This is a genomic window from Cupriavidus consociatus, from assembly GCF_017814975.1.
Taxonomy (GTDB): Bacteria; Pseudomonadota; Gammaproteobacteria; order Burkholderiales; family Burkholderiaceae; genus Cupriavidus; species Cupriavidus consociatus.
This window is the reverse complement of sequence record NZ_JAGIQA010000011.1, coordinates 47,307-71,263: the sequence shown is the minus strand read 5'-3', so window position 1 is coordinate 71,263 and position 23,957 is coordinate 47,307. Positions and strand designations below refer to the sequence as shown.

23 protein-coding genes are annotated in these 23,957 nt (G+C 66.7%); 14 read left to right on the top strand and 9 right to left on the bottom strand.

What is annotated here, in order from left to right; all coding sequences use genetic code 11:
• Window positions 1–138: 138 nt before the first annotated feature.
• The 6 genes from cysD (at window position 139) to J8I82_RS16555 (ending at window position 8,790) form a co-directional block, all read left to right on the top strand.
• Complete coding sequence (gene cysD / locus J8I82_RS16580; protein WP_280907294.1) at window positions 139–1,080, top strand: sulfate adenylyltransferase subunit CysD; 942 nt, start codon at window positions 139–141, stop codon at window positions 1,078–1,080.
• On the top strand, window positions 1,080–3,002 hold the full coding sequence (gene cysN, locus J8I82_RS16575) for a sulfate adenylyltransferase subunit CysN (RefSeq protein WP_209759354.1): 1,923 nt from the start codon (window positions 1,080–1,082) through the stop codon (window positions 3,000–3,002). Before cysD ends, cysN begins: the two co-directional genes overlap by 1 nt.
• 153 nt (window positions 3,003–3,155) lie before the next feature.
• A complete protein-coding gene (locus J8I82_RS16570) occupies window positions 3,156–4,295 on the top strand; it encodes a helix-turn-helix transcriptional regulator (RefSeq protein ID WP_209759352.1) in 1,140 nt (379 codons plus the stop codon).
• Between the two features lie 996 nt (window positions 4,296–5,291).
• Window positions 5,292–6,311 (top strand): IS110 family RNA-guided transposase, encoded by a 1,020-nt coding sequence (locus J8I82_RS16565; protein ID WP_209759322.1) that lies wholly within the window; start codon window positions 5,292–5,294, stop codon window positions 6,309–6,311.
• A gap of 282 nt (window positions 6,312–6,593) precedes the next feature.
• Window positions 6,594–7,715 carry an IS110 family RNA-guided transposase gene (locus tag J8I82_RS16560; RefSeq protein WP_209759320.1) on the top strand — a complete coding sequence of 374 codons (1,122 nt, stop codon included), beginning with the start codon at window positions 6,594–6,596 and terminating at the stop codon, window positions 7,713–7,715.
• 604 nt (window positions 7,716–8,319) lie between these two features.
• Window positions 8,320–8,790, top strand: coding sequence for an SRPBCC domain-containing protein (locus J8I82_RS16555; RefSeq protein WP_209759318.1), 471 nt, complete (start codon window positions 8,320–8,322; stop codon window positions 8,788–8,790).
• Between the two features lie 30 nt (window positions 8,791–8,820).
• Here the strand turns inward: J8I82_RS16555 and J8I82_RS16550 are convergent, their stop codons facing one another.
• The 5 genes from J8I82_RS16550 to J8I82_RS16530 form a co-directional block, all read right to left on the bottom strand.
• On the bottom strand, window positions 8,821–9,042 hold the full coding sequence (locus J8I82_RS16550; protein WP_209759316.1) for a hypothetical protein: 222 nt from the start codon (window positions 9,040–9,042) through the stop codon (window positions 8,821–8,823).
• 81 nt (window positions 9,043–9,123) lie between these two features.
• Window positions 9,124–9,753: a TetR/AcrR family transcriptional regulator gene (locus J8I82_RS16545; RefSeq protein ID WP_209759314.1), complete on the bottom strand. Its 630-nt coding sequence runs from the start codon at window positions 9,751–9,753 to the stop codon at window positions 9,124–9,126.
• Window positions 9,754–9,772: 19 nt separating this feature from the next.
• Window positions 9,773–10,150 (bottom strand): nuclear transport factor 2 family protein, encoded by a 378-nt coding sequence (locus J8I82_RS16540; RefSeq protein ID WP_209759641.1) that lies wholly within the window; start codon window positions 10,148–10,150, stop codon window positions 9,773–9,775.
• A gap of 17 nt (window positions 10,151–10,167) precedes the next feature.
• The gene (locus J8I82_RS16535) at window positions 10,168–10,953 is read right to left on the bottom strand and encodes an SDR family NAD(P)-dependent oxidoreductase (RefSeq protein WP_209759312.1); all 786 of its coding nucleotides are present in this window, start codon (window positions 10,951–10,953) and stop codon (window positions 10,168–10,170) included.
• Window positions 10,954–11,035: 82 nt separating this feature from the next.
• Window positions 11,036–11,908: an alpha/beta fold hydrolase gene (locus J8I82_RS16530; RefSeq protein WP_209759310.1), complete on the bottom strand. Its 873-nt coding sequence runs from the start codon at window positions 11,906–11,908 to the stop codon at window positions 11,036–11,038.
• Window positions 11,909–12,087: 179 nt separating this feature from the next.
• Here J8I82_RS16530 and J8I82_RS16525 point away from each other — a divergent pair, with 179 nt between their 5' ends.
• The 7 genes from J8I82_RS16525 to J8I82_RS16495 all read left to right on the top strand — a co-directional run bounded on the left by J8I82_RS16525 (window position 12,088) and on the right by J8I82_RS16495 (window position 19,162).
• Window positions 12,088–12,879 (top strand): SDR family oxidoreductase, encoded by a 792-nt coding sequence (locus J8I82_RS16525; RefSeq protein ID WP_209759308.1) that lies wholly within the window; start codon window positions 12,088–12,090, stop codon window positions 12,877–12,879.
• 122 nt (window positions 12,880–13,001) lie between these two features.
• The gene (locus J8I82_RS16520; RefSeq protein WP_209759306.1) at window positions 13,002–14,570 is read left to right on the top strand and encodes a DUF1302 domain-containing protein; all 1,569 of its coding nucleotides are present in this window, start codon (window positions 13,002–13,004) and stop codon (window positions 14,568–14,570) included.
• 61 nt (window positions 14,571–14,631) lie between these two features.
• Window positions 14,632–15,414: a 2-oxopent-4-enoate hydratase gene (gene dmpE, locus J8I82_RS16515; protein WP_209759304.1), complete on the top strand. Its 783-nt coding sequence runs from the start codon at window positions 14,632–14,634 to the stop codon at window positions 15,412–15,414.
• Between the two features lie 47 nt (window positions 15,415–15,461).
• Window positions 15,462–16,385, top strand: coding sequence for an acetaldehyde dehydrogenase (acetylating) (locus J8I82_RS16510; RefSeq protein WP_209759302.1), 924 nt, complete (start codon window positions 15,462–15,464; stop codon window positions 16,383–16,385).
• Between the two features lie 11 nt (window positions 16,386–16,396).
• On the top strand, window positions 16,397–17,422 hold the full coding sequence (gene dmpG / locus J8I82_RS16505) for a 4-hydroxy-2-oxovalerate aldolase (protein ID WP_209759300.1): 1,026 nt from the start codon (window positions 16,397–16,399) through the stop codon (window positions 17,420–17,422).
• An 80-nt stretch (window positions 17,423–17,502) separates the two neighbouring features.
• Window positions 17,503–18,489, top strand: coding sequence for a 5'/3'-nucleotidase SurE (gene surE / locus J8I82_RS16500; protein WP_209759298.1), 987 nt, complete (start codon window positions 17,503–17,505; stop codon window positions 18,487–18,489).
• Window positions 18,490–18,499: 10 nt separating this feature from the next.
• Entirely contained in the window at window positions 18,500–19,162 is a 663-nt protein-coding gene (locus tag J8I82_RS16495) for a carboxypeptidase-like regulatory domain-containing protein (RefSeq protein ID WP_209759296.1), read from the top strand.
• A 245-nt stretch (window positions 19,163–19,407) separates the two neighbouring features.
• On the opposite strand, the gene J8I82_RS16490 is transcribed toward J8I82_RS16495, so the two are convergent.
• Together J8I82_RS16490 and J8I82_RS16485 are read right to left on the bottom strand one after the other, a co-directional pair.
• Window positions 19,408–19,581, bottom strand: a complete 174-nt coding sequence (locus J8I82_RS16490) for a hypothetical protein (protein ID WP_209759294.1) — start codon at window positions 19,579–19,581, stop codon at window positions 19,408–19,410.
• Between the two features lie 73 nt (window positions 19,582–19,654).
• The gene (locus J8I82_RS16485) at window positions 19,655–21,199 is read right to left on the bottom strand and encodes an acetolactate synthase large subunit (protein ID WP_209759639.1); all 1,545 of its coding nucleotides are present in this window, start codon (window positions 21,197–21,199) and stop codon (window positions 19,655–19,657) included.
• A 205-nt stretch (window positions 21,200–21,404) separates the two neighbouring features.
• Between J8I82_RS16485 and J8I82_RS16480 the strand changes: the two genes are divergently transcribed.
• On the top strand, window positions 21,405–21,902 hold the full coding sequence (locus tag J8I82_RS16480; RefSeq protein ID WP_209759293.1) for an acyl-CoA thioesterase: 498 nt from the start codon (window positions 21,405–21,407) through the stop codon (window positions 21,900–21,902).
• An 89-nt stretch (window positions 21,903–21,991) separates the two neighbouring features.
• On the opposite strand, the gene J8I82_RS16475 is transcribed toward J8I82_RS16480, so the two are convergent.
• The gene (locus tag J8I82_RS16475) at window positions 21,992–23,410 is read right to left on the bottom strand and encodes a sensor histidine kinase (RefSeq protein ID WP_209759291.1); all 1,419 of its coding nucleotides are present in this window, start codon (window positions 23,408–23,410) and stop codon (window positions 21,992–21,994) included.
• 269 nt (window positions 23,411–23,679) lie between these two features.
• Window positions 23,680–23,883, bottom strand: coding sequence for a CsbD family protein (locus J8I82_RS16470; protein WP_029047107.1), 204 nt, complete (start codon window positions 23,881–23,883; stop codon window positions 23,680–23,682).
• Between the last annotated feature and the right edge of the window lie 74 nt (window positions 23,884–23,957).

The window sequence follows — 23,957 nt, the reverse complement described above, 5'->3', positions numbered from 1 at the left end:
CAACGATACCCAGTGCGGGGCAAGCGCTTCCTCGTCCGGGCGGACTAGGAATTGCATGCCGCGGACCGCGATTTCTTAGTCCGCCCGGACGAAGTGGCGCGGGGCCCCGGCTCGCTACCTTGTGGCCATGCCAGTTCCCTGCCCGGGGGCCGGCGCAACCAAGAGGACCAAGAGGAGAAAGCGATGTTGACCCACCTGGAGCAACTGGAGGCGGAGAGCATCCACATCATGCGGGAGGTGGTGGCGGAATGCGAAAACCCCGTCATGCTCTATTCCATCGGCAAGGACAGCGCCGTGATGCTGCACCTTGCGATGAAAGCCTTCCATCCCGCGCGGCCGCCGTTCCCGCTGCTGCATGTCGATACCACGTGGAAGTTCCGCGAGATGATCGCGTTCCGCGACCAGACCGCGGACCGGCTCGGCCTGGACCTGCGCGTGCATATCAACCCCGAAGGGCTGGAACGCAATATCAGCCCGCACGAGCACGGCTCGGCCGTCCACACCGACGTATGGAAAACGCAGGGCCTGAAGCAGGCGCTTGACCACTACGGCTTTGATGCCGCCTTTGGCGGCGCGCGCCGCGACGAGGAAAAGTCGCGCGCCAAGGAACGCGTGTTCTCGGTGCGCACCGCCCAGCACCGCTGGGACCCGAAGATGCAGCGGCCCGAACTCTGGCGCCAGTACAACACCCGCAAGCGCAAGGGCGAAAGCCTGCGCGTGTTCCCGCTGTCGAACTGGACCGAGCTCGACATCTGGCAATACATCTACCTCAACGACATCCCCATCGTGCCGCTCTACTTTGCCAGGGAGCGCCCCGTGGTCGAGCGCGACGGCACGCTGATCATGGTTGACGACGAGCGCCTGCCGCTGCGCCCCGGCGAAACGCCGCAGATGCGCAAGGTCCGCTTCCGCACGCTGGGCTGCTACCCGCTCACCGGCGCGATCGAGAGCGAGGCCGACACGCTCGGCGGGATCATCCAGGAAATGCTGCTGGCGACCACGTCGGAGCGCCAGGGACGGCTGATCGATAGCGATTCGGCCGGTTCGATGGAGAAGAAGAAGCAGGAGGGATACTTCTGATGGAAACCCTGATCGACAACGCGCCGCCGATGGCGCAACCCGAGGGCACGCAGGGCGATATCGCCCACTACCTGCACGCCCAGCAAAGCAAGAGCCTGCTGCGCTTCATCACCTGCGGCAGCGTCGACGACGGCAAGAGCACGCTGATCGGCCGCCTGCTGTATGAGTCGAAGATGCTATTCGAGGACCAGCTGGCGCAGCTCGAAGCCGACTCGAAGAAGATGGGCACGCAGGGCGAGGACCTCGACTTCGCGCTGCTGGTGGACGGCCTGGCCGCCGAGCGCGAACAGGGCATTACCATCGACGTGGCCTACCGCTTCTTTGCCACCGACAAGCGCAAGTTCATCGTTGCCGACACGCCAGGGCACGAGCAATACACCCGCAACATGGTCACCGGCGCGTCTACCGCCGACCTCGCCATCCTGCTGGTGGACGCGCGCCGCGGCGTACAGACGCAGACGCGCCGGCACAGCTACCTGGTGTCCACGCTCGGCATCCGCCGCGTGGTACTGGCGGTCAACAAGCTCGACATGGTGGACTATTCGCGCGAGGTTTATACACACATCGAAACCGAGTATCGCGAGTTCGCCAGCCAGATCGGGCTGACCGATATCACCTGCATCCCGATGTCCGCGCTGCGCGGCGACAACATCACCGCGCCCAGCGCCAACACGCCGTGGTACCAGGGCCCGACGCTGATGCAGCACCTGGAGACCGTGCCGATCGACAGCACGCCCGTGCAGGACGAATCGTTCCGACTGCCGGTGCAGTGGGTCAACCGGCCCAACCTGGATTTCCGCGGCTTCGCCGGCACCGTCAGCGCCGGCGAGATCCGCCGCGGCGACCGGGTGCGCGCGCTGCCTTCGGGCCGCGAGAGCCGCGTGAGCGCCATCGTCGGCGCCAATGGCGAATGCGAGCATGCGGTGCGCGGCCAGGCGGTGACGCTGACGCTGGCCGACGAGATCGACGTGAGCCGCGGCGACGTGCTGGCGTGCGCGGAAGACCCGCCCGCGGTGGCCGACCAGTTCGAAGCCACGCTGGTGTGGATGAGCGAGGATGCGATGCTGCCCGGCCGCCCCTACCTGCTCAAGCTCGGCACGCGCACCGTGGGCGTGACTGTCGCGCAGCCCAAGTACAAGGTCAACGTCAACACGCTCGAACACCTCGCGGCTCGCACGCTCGAACTCAACGAAATCGGCGTGTGCAACCTGCACCTGGACCGGCCGGTGGCGTTCGACCCCTATGCGCGCAGCCGCGAGCTGGGCGGCTTCATCGTCATCGACCGCCTGACCAACAACACGGTCGGCGCCGGCATGCTGCACTTCGCGCTGCGCCGGTCGCAGAACGTCCACTGGCAGGCCATCGACGTAGACCGCCGCGCCCACGCCGCGCTCAAGCACCAGTCGCCGCGCATCGTCTGGTTCACCGGGCTGTCCGGGGCAGGCAAGTCCACCATCGCCAACCTGGTGGAGAAGCGCCTGCATGCGCTGGGCCACCACACCTACCTGCTCGACGGCGACAACGTGCGCCATGGGCTGAACAAGGACCTGGGCTTCTCCGAGGCCGACCGCGTCGAGAACATCCGGCGCGTGGCGGAAGTGGCAAGGCTGATGCTCGATGCGGGGCTGATCGTGCTGGTGTCGTTTATCTCGCCCTTCCGCTCCGAGCGCGAGATGGCGCGCACGCTGGCGGGCGACGGCGAATTTGTCGAGGTCTTCATCGATACGCCGCTGGCCGTGGCAGAGGAGCGCGATCCCAAGGGCCTGTACCGCAAGGCGCGGCGCGGCGAGCTGAAGAACTTCACCGGCATCGATTCGCCGTATGAAGCGCCCGAGCGGCCCGAACTTCGCATCGACACCACCGCCGACACGGCGGAGCAGGCGGCGGAGCGGATCGTGGCGTGGCTGCGGGATAAGCCTTAGGCTGAACGGACGATGAGGCGGTGGTAGGGGTGGGTACGATGCAAGCAGGAGCGAACGGCCGATATGCGAGAGCATTGACGCTTGCCGCCATCCGCCGCATACGCGCCCCGCTCCCGCGTAGTGGAGAGGGGCGCAAACCATCGGACTGCCGCCATGCCCTCAGGCCCCTTGCAGGCCGCCGAAGTCAGCGCCCTGCTCGCCCAGCTCTACCAGGGCCCCACCGAAGCCGTGCCCTGGGCCGGCTTCCTCGAAACCGTGCGCCAGCGCCTCGACGCCGTCTTCGTCACGCTGGTGCTGCGCCACCCCGCCACCGATCGCCCCGGCCTGATCGTCAACGCCTCCGCCTACGGCCCGCACCTCCCGGGCGAGCCCTCGTACAGCGAGCAGTACTACGCGCTGTGTCCTTTTCTCGACCTGCATCCGGACCGCCTGTTCAGCGCGGACGAACTGTTCGGCGAAACGGGATGGCTGGCACATCCGTTCTATGTGCAGTACCTGGCGCCGCTCAAGCTGCGCTATATCCTCGCCGCCAACCTTGTCACGCCCGACGGGGTGGAATGCGCGCTGTTCATCAGCCGCAGCCCCGCGGAACCGGACTTCGGCGAATCCGACAAGGCACTGTTGCAAGACCTGCTGCCGCACCTGAAACGCGCGGTCGACCTGCATGCCGCGCTCGACCTGCTGCAATCCGAACGCGCCCTGTACGCGGAAGCCGTGGACCGGCTGCTGGTCGGCGCCATCATTCTCGACGAGCACGGCAAGGCCATCCGCAGCAACGATGTCGCCAGGCGCCTGCTGCAGGCGCGCGACGGCCTCTACCTGTCGGACGGCACGCTGCACGCACACTGCCCGGTGGAAAGCCGCCGCTTCCGCAAGATCCTCGAGGACACCGCGCAGGCCCATGCACTGGCCACATCGCGCAGCGAAGTCACGCTGCTAAGCCGCCCCGCGGCTGCCACGCCGCTGAGCGTGCTGGTGCGGCCGATCCCCCTCAGCTATCGCACCGAAGACAAGGCCCGCCGCCCCGCGGTCGCGGTATTCATCCGCGATCCGGCTGGGTCGCCGCGGAATACGCACGCCAGCCTGCGCAAGCTGTTTCACCTGACGCCGACGGAGATCGAGCTGGCCTTGCTGATGGTCGATGGCCTGACGCTGGATGAGGCGGCCGTGCGGCTGGGCGTGAAGAAGAACACTGTACGTGCGCACCTGCGAGGGATCTTTGCCAAGACCGGGGCCACGCGGCAGGCGGTGCTGGTGAAGATGTTGTTGTCGAGTGTGATGGGGATGGGGTGAATCCATTTTCTGCATTCGTCGGTGCGGGACTTCGTGGAAGCGCTGGCCCTCTCACCCGGCGCGGGTATGTGGGGCTTTTTGTTTTCTGGTGCTCTGCTGTTGTCGCTGTTGGTGACATGCTGTCGGCCTTTGAACCGCCTGGTTCCGCCCTCCTGGGCGGGTCACTTTTTGGCCGAGCGCCAAAAAGTAACCAAAAAGCGCGTCGCCTTAGCGGCTGGCTATCAAGTTGGCGGTGTGGGTGGTTCGGGCGGTGGTGATTTCCGTTCGATGTGGCTAGTGGTTCGAAGCTGCTACGCCAGGTGAGTTTGGGATAGTGCTACGTCAACCCACTGTTGGACGATCCCCGTGCAGGGCGTAGGCCGCCTGCCGCTGGCGTCCCCGCTGGATCGCCTTCGGCTGCGCTGCGCGCCGGCAGTATCTGGGATTTAGGGCTCGGGCACGGAGTGCGTCGCTGCGCTCGCAGGGCGGCGTCGTGAAAGAGGCCAGGCCCGCAGCCCGGGCGAGGACGTGGACGGCAACTTGCCTTTAGGGCCGGCGCGCAGCGCAGCCGTAGGCGTTCCTACGTTGTCGCCGGCAGCAGGAGCCACCCACAGCTCTGGGCTCGTTCAAACATCGCTTCAACGCAGCGCCACCGTGGCGCACCAGGGCGTCAGGCAGTCCTGCCCTGCAACGAAGCGAAGCCCCGTACGAAAGCCGCGGAACACTACGATAAGAGTGGCCGCCCGCAGGGCAGTAAGTCAGTATGACTCCCGAGCAGCGAGGCTGGCCGCCGTGGGGAACCAGACGCGGGTTAGCATTGCTGCCAGAGCCGCATTGAGGGGAGACGAATCCACCACTCAACGGCTTACTTCCCACACGGAGGAATTGAAATGAACGCCGCCCACCCCTGAGCGGGGCAAGCGAGGAAGGTAAGGACGGACCCTCGCGGGCCAACGGCATCAGAGTGCCAAAAAGGAAGATCATTAAGGTCTTCACAGGCAAACCGGAGGGTCCGAGATGAAGCTTACTCCAGTTGGAATCGACATTGCCAAGAACATATTTCAGATCCATTACGTGGATGGGGAAACGGGCGAGATTGTGAACAAGGGAATCAAGCGCAGTGGCCTGCTCAAGTTCTTTGTGAACCGGGCTCCTTGCCTGATAGGCATGGAAGCGTGTGGCGGTGCACAGCACTGGGCACGAGAGCTGACCAGGATGGGCCACCAGGTAAAGCTAATGCCCGCAGAATTCGTCAAGGCGTTCAATATCCGCAACAAGAACGATGCGGCCGACGCCCGGGCGATCTGGCTGGGCGTGCAGCAGCCTAGCAAGGCGGTAGCGATAAAGACTGAAGCACAACAGGCCGTGCTCGCGCTGCACCGGATGCGTCAGCAACTGGTGAAGTTCCGCACGATGCAGATGAACAGTCTGCGCGGCCTTCTCACCGAGTACGGCGAAGTGATCGCCAAAAGCCGGGCTGCGTTAGACAAGGCGATACCGGCTTTGCTGGCGCGAGTCGCCGAGCGCCTGCCAGCGGTGCTGATCGACACGCTACGGGAACAATGGAATGGCCTCGCGAAGCTGGACGGGCAGATCGCGGAGATCGAGCGACGACTGCGTCAGTGGATGAGAGAGGACAAGAGCGTCAAGGCGATTGCCGAGATCCCGGGCGTTGGCGTGCTGACAGCGACAGCGGCGGTCGCGACGATGGGTGATGCGAAGTCATTCAGGTCGGGACGTGAATTCGCGGCCTGGATTGGCCTCGTGCCCAAGCAAACGGGCTCCGGTGGCAAGGTCACGTTGCTGGGTATCAGCAAAAGAGGTGACACGTACCTGCGCACACTGCTGATTCACGGCGCGCGGAGCGTCCTACATCACGCGAAGGAGCCCGGCGAGTGGATCGGTCAGATCAGCAAGCGACGACCACCCAATGTGGTAACTGTAGCACTGGCCAACAAGATAGCACGCACGATCTGGGCGATATTAGCGCACGACAGGCCGTATCAAAAGGATTACGTAAGTGCGAAGCCGGCATAAACGATTGGTGATATGTGGAAAGTGAAGTCTGGCACAGGATGAATCGTTGAAAGGTTGCGCAGGCAATCGGGTGTGATGACAAAGCAGGTAGGACCGGGACTCGCTAAACCTGAATGCTGGCAAGAGCGTCAAGCTCGTCGGAGGAATGAGGTGCGAGTCAGCGAATTTCATAGTGGCCCGCAGCTATCAGGCTGCATTAAGGCCGGATATAGAGCTGCAGCCCATCCTGTCCGTCAGAACACACGAAACCCTTTGCAAACGGGCGGCGTTCATATAGCCAGCATGAAAGACGATAGCACGCTGTACGTCGGTCTGGACGTCCACAAGGACTCAATCACGGTTGCCTATGCGATAGGCCTGGCCGAAGTTGAGGTCCTCGGCAAGATCGGCACAACACAATGCGAAGTAGAGCGCTTGTGCAAACGGCTGCAGTCAAAAGCCAAGCATGTCTGCCTTGTCTATGAGGCAGGCCCGTGCGGATACGGCCTGCACCGACAGCTTGCAGCAAAGGGGTTCGATTGCATGGTTTGCGCGCCATCACTGATCCCGCGCAAGCCTGGGGAGCAGGTCAAGACTGACCGGCGTGACGCGATCAAATTGGTGCGCTCGCTGCGAGCGGGCGATCTCTCCGCCGTCCACGTACCGACTGTCGAAGACGAAGCCTTTCGCGACCTCGCCCGTGCCTGGGCCGCCGCCAGGCAAGATCTCAAGCAGGCACGACAGCGCCTGAAGTCGTTCCTGCTTTTGCACGGCGTTCGTTACGTCGGTCGTGCGAACTGGGGGCCAGCCCACCGTCGCTGGATCAGCACGTTTTCATTCGATAGTCCCTGGCAGCAACTGGCATTTAACGAACACCGACGTACCATCGAGGATCGGCTGGCGCAGTGCGCGCGGCTGGAGACAGCCTTACGTGAGGCGGTTGTCGACTGGCGCTTCTATCCGGTGGTACTCACCTTGCAGGCCATGCGCGGCATCCAGTTCACGTCGGCAATAGGGCTGGTGTCCGAGCTTGGCGACCTCTCGCGCTTTAACCATCCACGGCAATTGATGGCATGGATCGGTGTTACCCCATCGGAACACTCCTCTGGTACAAAGCGACGTCAGGGCAGCATCACCAAGACTGGCAACAGTTACGCCAGAAAACTGCTAGTCGAATCAGCCTGGACTTACCGGCACCCGGCCCGCGTGAGCACCGACATTCAACGCCGACAGGAAGGCATTCCCAAGATGATCATAGATCGCGCCTGGGACGCACAACAGCGGCTATGTCGACGCTACCGCAGACTTGTGGCACGAGGCAAGACCGAACACGTCGCGGCCATTGCCGTCGCTCGAGAGTTGGCCGGCTTCATCTGGGACATCGGGCGATTGGGCATGAGCCTGGCCCTACCGCGCCACGCCTAGCAGCGCCCGACCGAAGACATAGCGGACAGACATTTGAATCGAAAAGAGTTTCCTGAGGGGCGAGCGTAGCCCGGTATTCGAGCAACCCGCGAGCGCGTTTGGCAACGGACATCCATCCGACTTGCGCCGTAAGGCAGCGGCAGGCTCATGTGACGGACCTCTGTAATGCGGTAGTCAACCCGCGAATATCAGCATGATCCACCGTCGACTTTTACTGCTACGCCGCCCCTCAGGAAATTCGTGTGCGCCTATGGAACCCCAAAAACCTGAACCCACCCTGTTGACACGGGGAGTCATATCAACGCGCTTTCTGGTGACTCTTTGTCGCTCGGACAAAGAGTTACCCGCCCTTCAGGGCGGAACCGGGCATATCAAATATCCACCAGATGCCCAGCCGCAGTCCTAACCAAAAAAAATGCCGACCATCACCCCCAGGCCGGCACCAAGCTCACAGCATTTGGAGACTCGCGGAGCATGACGCCAATATCCCACAGGAACGCCAGCCCATCTTCGTCCACCCGGACTCGTCCATTCAGGGTATGCGCACCCCACATCCCAGCCCTAGTGTTGTACTCCCGATCCAAAAATGAAAGGAGACAACAAAATGGCCAAGCCCGAAAACCTCGTCACCTCGATCACCGTGGAAATCGAAGCCCCCGCTTCCCTGGTATGGGAAGTCCTGACCGACTTCCCCCGCTACGCGGAATGGAACACCTTCTGCCCCGGCCTGGAAACAACGGCGAAGCTGGGCGACATGGTCCACATGCAAGTCCGCATCCCAGGCACGGACCAGATCATCCCGGTCAACGAGACCCTGGTGGCGTGGGAACCGGAGCGCCTGCTGTCGTGGGAGCAACGCCCCACGGACGCAAACAAGGATGCCGCCCGCCGCGACCAGTACATCGAAGCGATCGCCCCCGGCCGCACCCGCTACTTCACCACTGACCTGTTCCTGGGCCTGAACGCCGAAACCATCATGCGCGAACACGGCGCCTGGGTAAAACAGGGCTTCGACCAGGTGGCAAGAGATGTCAAGGCGCGCGCTGAAGCACTGCATCTGCAGCGCCAGCGCTGACCGGCAGCGCGGAAGACCATCCCGCCGCAGTTATTGCGGCGGGCGCTGGCTGAGTACCACCATGGCCGCAACGCCCCGGCTACGCACGCAGGCTGCATCGCACCCATCCGGACCGGTGCCGGCAGCACGGGCTTCATCGTGACCGCCATACGCCACGGCAACCCCATTGCCGCCGGCAAGCACCCACGCCACGCCAAAGCCAGCCCCAACCGCGGCCAGCCCGGCCGCCCAACGAAATCCGAGCCGCTTCATCGCTGTCTCCTCCGCACCCTTTTCCGGGTCCTTTGACAGCATCGTAGGCGGCGCCCGCCGCCGCCTCTTCGTCCGAGCAGACTAGGGGGTATCCCGAGGAAATGCCGCGCCGCAAGCGGCATCCGGCCATGCACCGCGTTGCATACCCGGCGTCGCATACAGCCTGGCGAGCGCTGCCGCGCATCCGGACAAGCCCGAGGGTGCCAGCTGCAGCGCGTGGGCGCTGAGCAGGCCCCACAGGTGCGCAACCAGCAGGCCAGCCAGCGCGGGAGTCGGCATCGTGGCCGCCAGCGTGTCGCGAATCATTGCGACGCCCCGCAGCACGCGCGCCCGCAGCGGACACAGCTCACAGTCAGCGCCGCACTTGTGCTGCAGCAGGAAGGCCAGCAGGCTGACATGGCGTGCCATGCCATCGCCATCGAGCAAGGCGGCGAGCGTCGGTTCCAGCACATCCATGCCCGCGCCGGCGTGGTGCCGGGACAGCGGTGCGAGCCGTTCCGCAAGATCCGCCTCGGCACAAGACAGCAGCGCGCCCAGCAATGCGGCGCGCGAGCGGAAATGCGCATACACCGCCCCGCGAGTCATGCCGATGGCGCGGGCCACGTCGTCCAGCGTGACGCAGTGCACGCCCCGCTGGCGCATCAGCTGCTGCGCACTGGCAAGAATGCGCCCGCGCGTGGCATCGGCATCGTCGCGGCTACGCCGGACCATCGGTGCGGTGGATGCGGTCTTAAACGAAATGGACGTCGTCCGGCCCCCAGTGCGCGCGCATGCTCTGGATGCGTCCGTCCGTGCCGAACGTCATGATGTCGGTCACGTCGATGCGTGCCGGCCGTCCTTCCAGGCGCGCATGCACCGTAAAGGTCAGCGCCGCGGCGTTGCCGTGCGATCCGCGCGGCGGCGCCACCACGTCCAGGCGCGCGCCGAGCGAGGTGGCGTGCTGGTAGAAGGCAAGGATGGCCGGCTTGCCGGCTAGCGGCTGCGCGCCGACCGGATCTTCCACCGTGGCATCGTCCGCGTAGAGCGCGGCGACGCCCTCGGCATCGCCGGCATTGAAGCGTTCGACATAGGCAAGCAAGGTGGCTTTCATCGCGGCGCCTTCGGTCATCATGCTCTCCTTGTCCGTCAGCGCGCGGTGTAGCCGCCGTCGATCACAAGCTCGGCGCCGGTCACGTAGCGTCCGGCATCGGACACCAGGTAGAGGATGCCCGCCGCGATGTCGCGCGGCTGCCCGACCTTGCCCATCGGCGTCTGGCTGCCAAGGTAGCCGAACAGCGCCTCGCCCTGCCCCGAGACCTGCGCCACGTGTTCGAGCATCGGCGTGCGGATGTAGCCCGGATGGATAGAGTTGGCGCGGATCCCCTTGGCGGCATAGAGCATGGCGTCGGTCTTGGCCATCATCCGCACCGCGGCCTTCGACGCGTGATAAGGCGGCACGTCCGGGCCCGCGGCAATGCCGTACATCGACGACACGTTGACGATGGCCCCACCGCCGGCGCGCTCCATGTGCGCGATGGCATGCTTGGTGCACAGGAAGGTGCCGGTCACGTTCACCGCCATCACCTTCTGCCATTGCTCCAGCGCCACCTGGTGGGTCGGTTCGTTCGGGCCTTCGATGCCGGCGTTGTTGACGAGGATGTCCAGCCCGCCGAAGCGCGCCGCCACCGCGTCCAGCACGCGCGTCACGTCGCTTTCGCTGGTGACGTCGAGCGGCCAGAACGCGGCCTCGCCGCCTGCGCCGCAGATGGCCTCGGCGGTGGCCTTGCCGTCCGCTTCCAGCACATCGAGCACGGCCACCTTCGCGCCTGCCGCCGCCAGCACGCGGGCGGTTTCAGCGCCGATGCCGCGCGCGGCGCCGGTAATGGCGGCTACCTTGCCGCGCAGGTCGAACAGGCTGTACGGGTATTCCATGATGTCTCTTCGGGTGTCGTTGTATGGGTATGGGTATGGGTATGGGTATGGGTATGGGTATGGGTATGGGTATAGGCGCCAATTATGCCGCGACGGCCTGCGCGGTATCGGCGAGGAAAGCGAGGCATTCGCGATTGAAATACGCGGCGTGCTCGACCATCACCCAGTGCCCGCAGCGGTTGATCATGACAAAACGTGCATCGGCGCAGCCGCCGAGGAATTTCATCGCGCCCGAGGCGGGATTGAACTGGTCTTCCGTGCCCCAGAAGCCAAGCACCGGGCAGCGGATCTCGCCCAGCCGCGCGGTCAGGTTGGGCACCTTCATGGTGGCCAGCACCTCGCGCGGCTGCTCGCGGCACACCGCCATGCGCTCGTCCACCAGCGCGTCGGTGACCAGGCTGGCGTCATGGACCAGCAACTGCAGCAACTGGCGCATCGTTTCCGGGTTCATGTGCCCGCCGGTGAACAGCGACACCATGCGCTGGATGCCTTCCATCTGGAAGTAGGTCTCGCGCTCTTCCACGCCACCCGGGGCCATCATCACCAGCCGGCTCACATGGTCGGGATAGTCCAGCGCGTACTGCAGCGCGATCGCGCCGCCGAGCGAATTGCCGACCAGCACGCAGCGCGGCAGCTCCAGTGCCAGCAACTGCTCGCGCAGCGCGGCGACGAAAAAGTCCAGCGTGTATTCGACGTCATCCGGCTTGGACGACAAGCCGTACCCGGGCAGGTCCACCACCACGGTACGGAAGCCCACCGCGGCGAAGGCCGGCACGTTGAAGCGGAAGTTGCTGTGCCCGCTCGCGCCCGGGCCGCTGCCATGGATAAAGACCACGGGTTCGCCACTGCCCGCGTCCAGGCAGTGCAGCCGCAGGCCCCCGGAAGTGGTGACGAAGCGCCCGACCGGCAGGTTCGGATGCAGGGATGAAGGCGTTTGCTGTGGCGTAGCGGACATGAGGGCATCTCCCGTGTGATTGCGACCGATTTCTGCGAGCGATATCTGCGAGCGATATCTGCGAGCGGTATTTGCCAGCGATATTGCGCAGCCCCGGCATGCCGGGCATCGTTCATTCGGACTACGAGCGATCCGGCCACTTCTCCTACGATGGGCCCTCCATGCATCAGGGGGACCCCATGACAGGATTCGACTACACCGGCCAGGCCGTGCTGGTGACCGGCGGCATGCGCGGCATCGGCCGCGCCATCAGCGCAGCCTTCCTGCGCGCCGGCGCGCAGGTCTTCGTCTGCGGGCGCACCGCGCCCGCAGACGACGGCGAGCTGCCGTGCGCAAACGGGCGCAGTGCCCGCTTCATCGCCGCGGACATCCGCGACCTCGAACAGGCCGATGCCATGCTTGCCGCGATCGCCCAGGCCAGCCCCACGCTCGATGTCGTGATCCACAACGCCGGCGGCTCGCCGTACGCACTGGTCGCCGATGCCTCGCCACGCCTGCTGGAATCGGTGATCCGGCTGAACCTGGTGGCACCGCTGCAGCTGGCGCAGCGCGTCAACGCCCGCATGCAGCGGCAGCCCGGCGGGGGCACGCAGCTGTTTGTCGGCAGCGTCAGCGCGCTGCGGCCCTCGCCCGGCACCGCGGCCTATGGCGCCGCCAAGGCCGGCATCCTCAACGCGGTGCGCACCCTCGCGGTGGAATGGGCGCCGCGCGTGCGCGTTGCCGCGGTCAGCCCGGGCATGGTGCTGACCGACACCTCGCGCGACCAGCACTACGGCGATCCCGAGGCGTTGCGCGCGATGGCGGCGACGGTGCCGCTGAACCGGCTCGCGCAGCCCGACGATATCGCCAGCGCCTGCCTGTTCCTGGCTTCGCCGCAGGCGTCGTACGTGTCCGGCGCCAATCTCGTGATCGATGGCGGCGGAGAGCGCCCGGCCTTTCTCGATGCGGCGTCGCTGAACCGCGCCGCGTAGGGAAACAGCCTAGTCCGTTCTGCCGATTTGTGCAGGTCTCCCCCTCTCTACGCTTGCGGCCAGATGCGCGCCATTCGAAGTGCCAGGCCATGAACCACCACCGAAACCAAGGGGAGACCACCATGCAACAACCACCACGCGGCCCAGTGAAGCGCCGCAGCCGGCTGCGGCCGATCGCCATGGCCGCGATGACGGCACTGGCCACGCTGCTCGCGCCTGCCGCACATGCCGGCGACACCATCGAATTCGGCCGCGACACCACGCTCGACTACAGCGTCACCGCGTCCTACGGCGCCGCAGTGCGCACCGGCCACCGCAGCGACACGCTGCTGAGCCCAGCCAATATCAACGGCGACGACGGCGACCGCAACTTCAAGCCCGGCGACATGATCGCCAACCGCGTGTCCCTGCTGGGCGAAGCCCACCTGCGCCACGGCGCCTTCGGCGCGCTGGTGCGCGGCAGCGTGTTCTACGACTGGGCCTACCGCGGCACCAACTCGAACAACGCGCCGTTCACCGTCAACCACAGCGGCCCGTTCAACCAGTTCACCGAATCGGCGCAGGACTACCACGAGCATCGCGCGCAGCTGCTCGATGCCTATGTCTACGGCACCACGCCGGTCGGCGGCACCCAGCTCAGCTTCAAGCTGGGCAACCAGGTGGTGGCATGGGGCGAGAGCCTGTTCTTCGCCAACATCGCCGGCGCGCAGGGGCCAGCGGACGCCACCAAGGCCTTCGTGCCGGGCGCCGAGGTCAAGGACATCCTGCTGCCGGTGCCGCAGGCATCGCTGCAGCTGCAGGTCACGCAGTCGTTCAGCCTGATGGGCTATTACCAGTTCACCTTCAAGCCGAACCAGCTGTCGGCGCCGGGCAGCTACTTCAGCACCAGCGACCTGGTCGGCCCGGGTGCGGAGTTCATCATCGGGCCCGGCTTTCGCATTCCGCGCGGGCCGGACATCCGTCCGTCCGACTGGGGACAGTGGGGCGTGGGCGCGCGCTGGCGCGTGTTCGAAGGCACCGAGATCGGGCTCTACCAGCTGCGCTACCACGACAAGAATCCGAGCGTCGTGACCTCGATGTTCCCCACGCTGCAATACCAGGAGAAGTTCTTCGGCGGCATCAACCTGACCGGCGCGAGCTTCTCCACGCAGGTGCTCGGCGCCAACATCGCCGGCGAAGTCAGCTACAAGGACGGCATTCCGATGCTGGTGGACGTGGCCGGCTCGCCCACCGCCTCGCGCGGCAAGGCGCTGCAGGGACAACTGTCGGCGATCTACTCGGTCGGGCCGACCTTCCTCGCCAACTCGCAGGCGCTGCTCGGTGAAGTCGCCTACCTGCATGTGCTGAGCGTCGATCCGGTGATGGGCTTCAGCCAGCTGACCAACACGCGCAACTCGGCGGCGTTCCAGCTGGGCTGGTCGCTGACCTACAACAACGTGTTCGACGGCTGGGACCTGACCGTGCCGCTTACCTATGCGCACCAGTTCAGCGGCCGCTCGGCCGTGGCCGGCGCCTTTGGGACGCTGATGGGCTATGGCGACCGGCGCGCCAGCGTGGGGGTGACCTTCAAATACCTGAACAACCTGGAGCTCAACCTGACCTACGCGGCGTTCATCGGCGGACCGAGCGTCACCAACCGCCCGCTGGCTGACCGCGACTACGTGGCGTTCAACGCCAAGTATTCGTTCTGACGCCCGCATTGTCCCAGGCTGCCGCGGCACCAGGCCGCGGCAGCACAACCCGTTTCCTGCCATGCACGCTGACCAGATCGCCACGCTCAGTCAAGAACTCCACCACGCGCTCGTCTCGCGCTCTCCGGTGCCGCCACTGAGCGGCCGCGGTATGGCGCTGGATGTGAACGACGCCTATCGCATCCAGCAAGGCTTCATCGCCCACCGCCTCGCCGCGGGCGACCGCGTCGCCGGCAAGAAGATCGGCGTGACCAGCAAAGCCGTGCAGCAGATGCTGGACGTACACCAGCCGGACTTCGGCATCCTGCTGCAGAGCATGCACTACGCCGCGGGCCAGCCCATTCCGACCGACACGCTGATCCAGCCCCGCGCCGAGGGCGAGATTGCCTTCTTCCTGCGGCGCGACCTGCGCGGCCCGGGCGTGACGCGCGAAGACGTGCTCGACGCGACCGAATCGGTGGCGGCGTGCTTCGAGATCGTCGACTCGCGCATCCGTGACTGGCGCATCCGCATCGAGGACACCATCGCCGACAACGCATCCTGCGGCGCCTACGTGCTCGGCGACGAGCGTGTCAGTCCGCACGGCCTCGACCTGGCCGCCTGCGCGATGACGCTGGAGAAGAACGGCGAATGCGTGGCCACGGGCCTGGGCAGCGCCGCGCTCGGGCATCCCGCCGATGCGGTGGCCTGGCTGGCCAACACGCTGGGCAGCTTCGGCATCCCGCTGCTGGCCGGCGAGGCCATCCTGTCGGGATCGCTCGCGGCGCTGATCCCGGTGCAGGCCGGTGACCGGCTGTCCATGCACATCACGGGCATCGGCGGCTGCAGCGCCGCGTTTTGCTGAATTCCTTGCTGACTTCCTGATTCCTTCCACCTGCCACGCGAGACACCATGAACAAGATCCGATGCGCCCTGATCGGGCCCGGCAATATCGGCACCGACCTGCTCTACAAGCTGCGCCGCAGCGACATCCTGGAACCGGTCTGGATGGTCGGCGTGGAGCCGTCATCCGAGGGCCTGGCGCGCGCCCGCGAACTCGGCCTGAAGACCACCAGCGACGGCATCGACGGCCTGCTGCCGCACCTGGAGGCCGACGATATCCGCATCGCCTTCGATGCCACGTCGGCCTACGTCCACCTCGAGCACTCGGCGAAACTGACCGCGCGCGGCGTGCGCGTGATCGACCTGACGCCGGCGGCGATCGGGCCGTTCTGCGTGCCGCCCGTCAACCTCGAGGCCCACATCGGCAGCAACGAGATGAACGTGAACATGGTCACGTGCGGCGGCCAGGCCACCATTCCGATGGTGTATGCGGTGTCGCGCGTGCAGCCGGTGGCCTATGGCGAGATCGTGGCGACGGTGTCGTCGCGCTCGGTCGGACCCGGCACGCGCCGCAATATCGACGAATTCACGCGCACCACGGCGGGCGCGATCGAAGCCGTGGGCGGCGCGCGCCAGGGCAAGGCCATCATCGTGATCAACCCGGCCGAGCCGCCGCTGATCATGCGCGACACCATCCATTGCCTGACCGACGAGGCGCCCGACGTCGCGGCGATTACCGCGTCGGTGCACGACATGATCGCCGAGGTGCGCAAGTACGTGCCGGGCTACACGCTGAAGAACGGCCCGGTGTTCGACGGCAAGCGCGTATCAATCTTCCTCGAGGTCGAGGGCCTGGGCGACTACCTGCCGAAGTACGCCGGCAACCTCGACATCATGACCGCCTCCGCCGCCCGCACCGCGGAATGCATTGCCGCCGCGATGCTGTCCTCCAGCCCCGCCACCGCCGCCATCCCCGCCACCACCACTGCCTGAGGAGCCACGCCATGGGCCAACGCATCACCCTGCACGACATGACCCTGCGCGACGGCATGCACCCGAAGCGCCACCAGATCTCGCTGGAGCAGATGAAGGGCATTGCCCGCGGCCTGGACGCCGCCGGCGTGCCGCTGATCGAAGTGACCCACGGCGATGGCCTGGGCGGCGCCTCGGTCAACTATGGCTTTCCGGCGCATAGCGACGAGGAATACCTGCGCGCGGTGCTGGGCGAACTGAAGCATGCACGGGTGTCCGCGCTGCTGCTGCCCGGCATCGGCACCGTCGACCACCTGCGCATGGCGCACGACATCGGCGTGCAGACCATCCGCGTCGCCACGCATTGCACCGAGGCCGACGTGTCCGAGCAGCATATCGGCATGGCGCGCAAGCTCGGCATGGATACCGTGGGCTTCCTGATGATGGCGCACATGGCGCCGGCGCAGACGCTGGTGCAGCAGGCGCTGCTGATGGAAAGCTATGGCGCCAACTGCCTGTACATCACCGATTCGGCCGGCCACATGCTGCCGCAGGACGTCACGGAGAAGCTGACCGCCGTGCGCCAGGCGCTGCGTCCCGAGACCGAACTGGGCTTTCACGGCCATCACAACCTCGCCATGGGTGTCGCCAACTCGCTCGCCGCGATCGCCGCGGGTGCCACGCGCATCGACGCCGCCGCCGCGGGCCTGGGTGCCGGCGCCGGCAACACGCCGATGGAGGTGCTGGTGGCGGTGTGCGAGCGCATGGGCATCGAGACCGGCATCGATGTGTTCCGCATCGCCGACGTGGCCGAAGACCTGGTCGTGCCCATCATGGACCACCCCATTCGCATCGACCGCGACGCGCTCACGCTGGGCTATGCCGGCGTGTATTCGTCGTTCCTGCTGTTCGCCAAGCGTGCCGAGGCCAAGTACCGCATCCCCGCGCGCGAGATCCTGGTCGAACTGGGCCGGCAGCGCCTGGTGGGCGGACAGGAAGGCATGATCGAGGACACGGCGATCACGCTGGCGCGCGCACGGGGACTGCTCGCGGCATAGGACGCCGGCTTGCTGCTTCACCCCCGGCGCCGCGGCCATGCAGCGCTTTCCATACCCATCAGAAAAAGGAGACAGGTTCCATGCTCAGACTTCCGGCCCCCTTGCGGCTGAGCCTCGCTGCCGCGGCCCTGGCCGCGGCAGTCACCCCCGCCCACGCGCTCAACGTGCTGCTGACCAATGACGATGGCTGCGCCGCGCCCGGTATCACCGCAGTGCGCAAGGCCTTGCAGGATGCGGGGCACCGCGTCATCACGGTTGGCCCGGCCAGCAACCAGAGCGGCTCCGGTGCCGCCTACGCCGTGCCCGACGGACGCACCCGCCTGGTGGTGGAACCGCTGGCCGGCGGCGCCGACACGTACTGCGTGCACCGGGTCAAGCCCACCTACGTGGCCGGCGGCGCTCTCGATGCCACCAACGCCGACTACATCGGCAGCGGCTCGCCGGTCGATGCCACCGCCATGGGCCTGAAGATCGTCGGCCCCGAAAGCGGCTTCACGCCCGAGCTCGTCGTCTCCGGCGCCAACTTCGGCGAGAACCTGTCGGACTCGATCCCGCATTCGGGGACGGTGATGAACGTCCTGTTCGCCGCGCGGCGCGGCGTGCCGGCCATCGCGCTGAGCGTCGGCGTCGACTTTGCCGAAGCCCGCAGCGGCTTTCCCGCGACGCTGGCCGCCTTCCCCAAGGCCGGGGCCTTCCTGGCGCGCGTGATCGCCAGCCTGGAAGCCACGCGCCGCGCGGGCCAGCCGCTGCTGCCCGTGGCCCATCCGCTCAGCATCAACTACCCGATCACTGCCGGCGGACAGGCTCCCGCCGGCGTACGCCTGACCGTGCCGGGCACGGTGGATTCGTTCACCACCGCATACAAGCGCAATGCCGACAACACCGTGTCGATCGAAGCCGGCGCGGCGGATGCCGAGTTGAAGGCGCTCGCCCGCACCGCGGAGACCCCGGCCTTCCTGGCCAAGTTCATCACCATCTCGCCGCTCGACGTGGATTTCCGCCCGACACCACTTGCGCGCGGCCTGTTCAACCGCTCGCATCGCGACCTGGCCGCGCTGGCGCCCTGAGGACGACATCATGGGCAAGCAATCCGGAAACTGGCGCCACCTCGTGCTCGCATGCGCGGTGGCCGCCCTGGCGGCATGCGGGGATGATGAATCGCGCGACATCAGCGGCACCGCCGCGGTCGGCGCGGCCTTGGCCGGCGCATCGGTCCAGCTGCGCGACACGAAAGGCCAGGTGCGACAGGCCACCACCGATGCCAGCGGCGCCTTCCGCCTGGCCGGCGTGCCGGACGGCGCGGCCATGGTGCGGTGCGAAGGCGGTCTTGCACAGGGCGAGGCCAACCGGCAGCAGCTGCACGGTCTGGTGCTGGCGGGGAACACCGTCAACTGCACGCCGCTGACCGAACTGGCACTGTGGAAGCTGCTGGACGGGCCGCCGGCGCGAGCCTTCGACAGCTTCGGCCCGGCGCATGCGGCGCGCCTGAGCGCCGACGCCATCGCGGCGGCCGAGCAGGCGGTGCTGGACGCGCTGGCCGAGGGTGCTGATATCGACATCGATCCCGCCGCCGTGCCCCGCCGCTGGCATGACACGCCGCTCGCAGCCGGCAATCCCGGCGACCCGCACGACGCCGCGCTGGACGCCATGCGCGAGGCGATCGCCGATCAACCAGCCCTGGACCTGATGGGAGAGATGGTGGCGCACGGCGTTTGCCGGGCAGACGACACCTGCGGATAAGCGGCATGCCGGAGCGGCGCCGAGGCGGCTCGCCGGGCTAGCGCGCCGGTGTTTTTCCTCAAATCCAATGCGGAAACATCGCCCCCGCGCTGATGTACCGTGAATCGGACCTGCCGCCGTTCTCGCGCGTGGTGTCGCAGTTCACCAACCTGCAGGCCTTTACGGCGGGTCGAAGCCGTCGACCCCGGTGCCGAGGACGTCGATATCGCTGCGCGCCAGCGGCAGCCCGCGTGCGTTGGCCGGTTTCATGGCTTGCCCTCGATCCAGACCCCGTCCGGGGTGCGCACGACATAGCCCTTGCCCTCGCGCATGGTCACGGTGGCCTCGTTCTCGCTATTTCGACCACCAGGAACTTCGCGCCGCGCAGGCGGCGGCGCGGCGCTGGCCGCTGCTGGCGAACCTGCTGGGGTATGACGCACCTGCGCCGCAGCGCGAAAGCTAGCGGCTGCGGCGCTTGCCGCAGCGGAGGGTGTCGCCCGGTACGCCCTGGTATCAGATCACCAGCTCGATCAGGAACGGTCCCTTGCGCCGGTTCGCTGCCCGGAACAGGTCGGCGAACGTCTCCATATCCTGCGCCCGCGCCCCTTCCACGCCCATGCCGTTGGCCAGCTTGACCCAGTCCAGGTCGGGATTGCCGATGTCCAGCATGTCGAGCGCGGTCTTGCCGGGACTCGCCCCGACGCCGGCCAGTTCGCCCAACAGGATGGCGTACTTGCGGTTGGCGAGCAGCACCACGGTGACATCGAGCCGTTCGCGCGCCATGGTCCACAGCGACTGCAGCGTGTACATGGCCGACCCGTCGGCCTGCAGCGACACCACGCGCCGGTCCGGGGCCGCCACCGCCGCGCCGACCGCCAGCGGCAGGCCGTCGCCGATGGCGCCGCCGGTCAGTTGCAGCCAGTCGTGCGGGGCCGCGTGGACCGTGCCGGGATAGAAGGCGCGGCCGAAGCTGACGCTTTCCTCAACCACGATGGCCTGCTCGGGCAGCAATGCGCTGAGGGTGCGGGCGACGGCTTCGGAGGTGACCGCGCCACGCGCGGGCTCGGCCGGCGGCAAGGTGTCCGCTGCCGGCAGCGGTGCCTGGCGGGCGCCAACTTCGTCCGCCAGTCTTGCCAGCGCATCGGCCAGGTCTTCCTCCGGACGTGCCAGCACGTGGACCGCCGCGTCTTCCGGATAGGGTCGCGGCGACTTGCCCGGATAGGCGAAGAAGGTCACCGGCGCCGGCGCGCCGACCAGGACCACGTGGCGGATGCCGGCAAGCTTGTCGCGCGCGGCGTCGCCGGAATACGGCACGCGATCGACCGCCAGGCGGCCGCGGCCGCGCGACACGCGCGCATTCGACATCGGCGTGGTCAGCCGCGCGCCGGTCGCGACGGCGATGCGGTGCGCATCGGCCAGCGGCGCTTCGCGCAGCGCGTTGCCTGCCAGCACGATCAGCACCGGCTGGCCGGAGCGCAGCACGCGCGCGGCCTGCTGCACCGCGTCGGGAGCGACGCGGGGCACCGGCAGCGGCGGCAGCGCGCCGGCAACCACGCCGCCCGCGTCCCAGCAGACGTCGGACGGCAGGATCAGGCTGGCGACGCCGCCCGGGGCGGCGCGTGCGGCCTGCACCGCGGCCGCGGCATCGGCGCCGACCGACCCTGCACGCGTGGCGGTACGCGTCCACACGGAAACCGGCCGGGCCCAGCCTTCGGTATCGGCGGTCAGCGGCGCATCGAGCGGCCGGTGATAGGTGGCCTGGTCGCCGATGATGTTGACCACCGGCGTTTGCGCACGGCGCGCGTTGTGCAGGTTGGCCAGGCCGTTGGCCAGGCCCGGGCCGCAATGCAGCAGCGTGGCGGCGGGCTTGTCGGCCATGCGCGCATAGCCGTCGGCGGCGCCGGTGACCACGCCTTCGAACAGGCCCAGCACGCAGCGCATGCCGGGGATGCGGTCCAGCGCCGCGACGAAATGCATCTCGCTGGTGCCGGGGTTGGCAAAACAGGTGTCCACGCCGTTGGCCAGCAGGGTCTTGACCAGGCTTTCGGCGCCGTTCATCGCTTGTGGATTGTCCATGTCTCGGTGTGCGGGTTGGCGGTTGTCACCGCCGACTATATCAGCGTACGTCCCACGCCACACGGCAGCCCCGCGGCGTGCCACACCATGCACATCCACGCACGGCATCCGGCCAGAATGCCATCATGCCCCGACCTTCCCGGGGCTCGCGTGGCTGCCGCCTGCAGCCCTTTCAAGGAGTCAGCACATGTTGATGCGAGACGTGATCCCCCAAGTCCTGAACCACGCGACGGCGATGCCGGAGCCAGGCTCGCTCGAGGCGGGCGGACACAAGACCTTTCACCATGCAATCGACATCTACCTCAAGGATTCCAATGCCTTCATGAATACGTACTTCGCCCGCTATTTCGAATGGCAGGGCATCTGCCGCGAGCGGTGGTTCCATGAATGCGTCCATGACAACCTGCTGGCCGCCGGCGGCGTCTTCGTGACCAAGCGCGCGCACCAGGAGTATGTCGAGGAAACCTTCCCGTTCCAGCGCGTGGACTGCTACCTGAACACCTTCCAGGTGCGCCAGTGCTCGGCCTACCTGTTGTTCCGCTTCTGCGTGGGCGGCAAGCCGGTGTCGCTGGGTTACCAGCAGATCGTGTTTGCCGACCGGCAGAAGCGCATTTCGCGCTTCCCCGCGGGGATCATCGAACGGGTGAGGGAGTATGAGCTGGCGTTGCCCGAGTTTGCCAGCTGAAGCAGCGGCGCGGCATGCGTCAGTGCCTCGCCTGATACGCGCTGAAACGCAGTAAGCCGTTGCTGCAAGACCCCTGCCGCCGGCGCTCTTCAGCCGGCGGTGCTGGTGCGCAGCCGGCTGTCGGCCATGGCGGTGAAGCGCGGCAGCCGCAACGTGAAGGTGGTGTGCACCGTGGGCACCGACTCGCACTCGATGCGGCCGCCGAAGGTCTCGATCACGCGCCGGCAGAATGCCAGCCCGAGGCCGGCGCCCAGGCCATGCGCCTTGGTCGAGAAGAATGGCTCGAAGATGCGCGGCAGCACGTCGGCCGCGATGCCGGGGCCGGAATCGCGGAAGCGGATCACGTGGTGCTGGCCTTCGGTGGCGCCGGTGATGTCGATGCGCCCGCCACCGGTGGCGCGGATCGCATGCAGCGCATTCTTGAGCAGGTTGTACAGCACGTAGACCAGCAGCGTATCGGAGCCGACGAAGCGCCAGCCCGCATCGATGCCGCGCACATGCACCCAGCCGCGTTCGTCGCCCTGGAACGGGTAGCGCTCCAGCGCCGCATGGACACAATCGGCAATGCCGTGCGGTGCGAAGGTGCTGCGGTCCAGCCGCTCGAGCGTGACCGAGGCCAGCGCCATGTCGATCACCGTGCTGGTGCCGTCGACCTCGCGCGTGATCGCGCCGACCAGGCTCGACACGCGCTCGAGCTGCCCTGGACGCATGCGGTCTTCGCACAGGCCCTGCTCGACCGCCAGCTGGTAACCCTGCAGCACCTGCGGCCAGGTGCGCGCCAGCTCCTGCGCCTGCATGCGGATCGTGGCCAGCGGCGTGCGCACTTCATGCGCGACCGTGGCCGCCAGCGAATACGGGTGCATCAGGTCGTAGCGCACCACGCTGACGGCCAGCATGCCCAGGCTCGCCGCCACGAACACCACGCCCGGCGGGTAGAACGCCACGCCGTAGTTGACCAGGTAATCGACCGCCGCCAGCGAATACAGCGCCACCGCCACCAGGCACAGCTTGTAGCGCTTGCGGCGTTCGGCGGTGGCGTTGCGGCGGGTCTCGGCCAGGATCCAGGCGCTGCGCGTCGCCACCAGCGCGGTCTGCGCCAGGTGCAGCGGATGCAGCGGCCCGGCCTTGGGATAGTCGCCGAAGAAATAGGTGTAGTAGCCCGACACCACCTGCCCGGTGGTCAGCAGCAGCACCGCCAGCACCAGGCTGACCCCATAGGACGCCAGCAGCAGCGGCCGCTCCTGGCGGCGCTCGGTCACTTCGGCGATGAAGTGGTAGAACGTCGTCGGCAGGAACAGGATGAACAGGTAACCCAGGCGGGCCAGCAATAGCGCCACGTCGGGATGCGTGGCCTGGTACAGGAAGACCCACGTTCCCTGCCAGGCAAAGGTGGTCACGCACAGCAGGAAGAACGATGCCGACACGCGCGTGACTCCCTTGGTCACCAGCACGTAGAGGCCGTAACCGAGGAAGGTGGACGAGACGAAGGCAGGCAGGGCAGCGTACATGCGCAATGCGGGTACAGGCCGGACAGGCAAGACAAGCCAGCAGGTGTGCAGCGGGAGGTTGGCGCCTGTCCCTCGCACGCTGCCGCGAGGCGACATGTTATGCCGCCTGCGCGTGATGCGTGCTTCATTTCTTTGCATACAGAGCTAACGTCTGCTTAATGCCACGTGGACCACTCCCCACATCATGGGGGTATCCAGGCGCTACCCCTCAAAAAACAAAGGCGGAACGCCCTGGGGCGTCCCGCCTTTTGCTGCCGTGACAATCCGGCTTACCAGCGCGTGTCGTTCTCCCACGCCTTCATCTCTTCCTCGGCGCGCTCCTTGGAGTAGCCATAGCGCTCCTGGATACGGCCGGCGAGCTGGTCGCGCTTGCCATTGATCTGCGCGATGTCATCGTCGGTGAGCTTGCCCCACTTTTCCTTGATCTTGCCCTTGGCCTGCTCCCACTTGCCTTCAATCTGGTCCCAGTTCATGGTGTGCTCCTTCATGCGGGGCGGACGGGCCGCGCGCGGTGCCCGTCCGTCTTTGCGTCGGTGAGTCCGCCAAC

Coding starts and splice junctions, on each gene's coding strand:
- J8I82_RS16555 (WP_209759318.1), top strand. CDS start 8,320: ATGGCCAAGCCCGAAAACCTCGTCACCTCGATCACCGTGGAAATCGAA.
- J8I82_RS16565 (WP_209759322.1), top strand. CDS start 5,292: ATGAAGCTTACTCCAGTTGGAATCGACATTGCCAAGAACATATTTCAG.
- J8I82_RS16550 (WP_209759316.1), bottom strand. CDS start 9,042: ATGAAGCGGCTCGGATTTCGTTGGGCGGCCGGGCTGGCCGCGGTTGGG.
- J8I82_RS16525 (WP_209759308.1), top strand. CDS start 12,088: ATGACAGGATTCGACTACACCGGCCAGGCCGTGCTGGTGACCGGCGGC.
- J8I82_RS16570 (WP_209759352.1), top strand. CDS start 3,156: ATGCCCTCAGGCCCCTTGCAGGCCGCCGAAGTCAGCGCCCTGCTCGCC.
- surE (WP_209759298.1), top strand. CDS start 17,503: ATGCTCAGACTTCCGGCCCCCTTGCGGCTGAGCCTCGCTGCCGCGGCC.
- J8I82_RS16485 (WP_209759639.1), bottom strand. CDS start 21,199: ATGAACGGCGCCGAAAGCCTGGTCAAGACCCTGCTGGCCAACGGCGTG.
- cysN (WP_209759354.1), top strand. CDS start 1,080: ATGGAAACCCTGATCGACAACGCGCCGCCGATGGCGCAACCCGAGGGC.
- J8I82_RS16495 (WP_209759296.1), top strand. CDS start 18,500: ATGGGCAAGCAATCCGGAAACTGGCGCCACCTCGTGCTCGCATGCGCG.
- J8I82_RS16560 (WP_209759320.1), top strand. CDS start 6,594: ATGAAAGACGATAGCACGCTGTACGTCGGTCTGGACGTCCACAAGGAC.
- J8I82_RS16530 (WP_209759310.1), bottom strand. CDS start 11,908: ATGTCCGCTACGCCACAGCAAACGCCTTCATCCCTGCATCCGAACCTG.
- J8I82_RS16535 (WP_209759312.1), bottom strand. CDS start 10,953: ATGGAATACCCGTACAGCCTGTTCGACCTGCGCGGCAAGGTAGCCGCC.
- J8I82_RS16475 (WP_209759291.1), bottom strand. CDS start 23,410: ATGTACGCTGCCCTGCCTGCCTTCGTCTCGTCCACCTTCCTCGGTTAC.
- J8I82_RS16480 (WP_209759293.1), top strand. CDS start 21,405: ATGTTGATGCGAGACGTGATCCCCCAAGTCCTGAACCACGCGACGGCG.
- dmpG (WP_209759300.1), top strand. CDS start 16,397: ATGGGCCAACGCATCACCCTGCACGACATGACCCTGCGCGACGGCATG.
- J8I82_RS16510 (WP_209759302.1), top strand. CDS start 15,462: ATGAACAAGATCCGATGCGCCCTGATCGGGCCCGGCAATATCGGCACC.
- J8I82_RS16540 (WP_209759641.1), bottom strand. CDS start 10,150: ATGACCGAAGGCGCCGCGATGAAAGCCACCTTGCTTGCCTATGTCGAA.
- J8I82_RS16520 (WP_209759306.1), top strand. CDS start 13,002: ATGCAACAACCACCACGCGGCCCAGTGAAGCGCCGCAGCCGGCTGCGG.
- J8I82_RS16545 (WP_209759314.1), bottom strand. CDS start 9,753: ATGGTCCGGCGTAGCCGCGACGATGCCGATGCCACGCGCGGGCGCATT.
- J8I82_RS16470 (WP_029047107.1), bottom strand. CDS start 23,883: ATGAACTGGGACCAGATTGAAGGCAAGTGGGAGCAGGCCAAGGGCAAG.
- dmpE (WP_209759304.1), top strand. CDS start 14,632: ATGCACGCTGACCAGATCGCCACGCTCAGTCAAGAACTCCACCACGCG.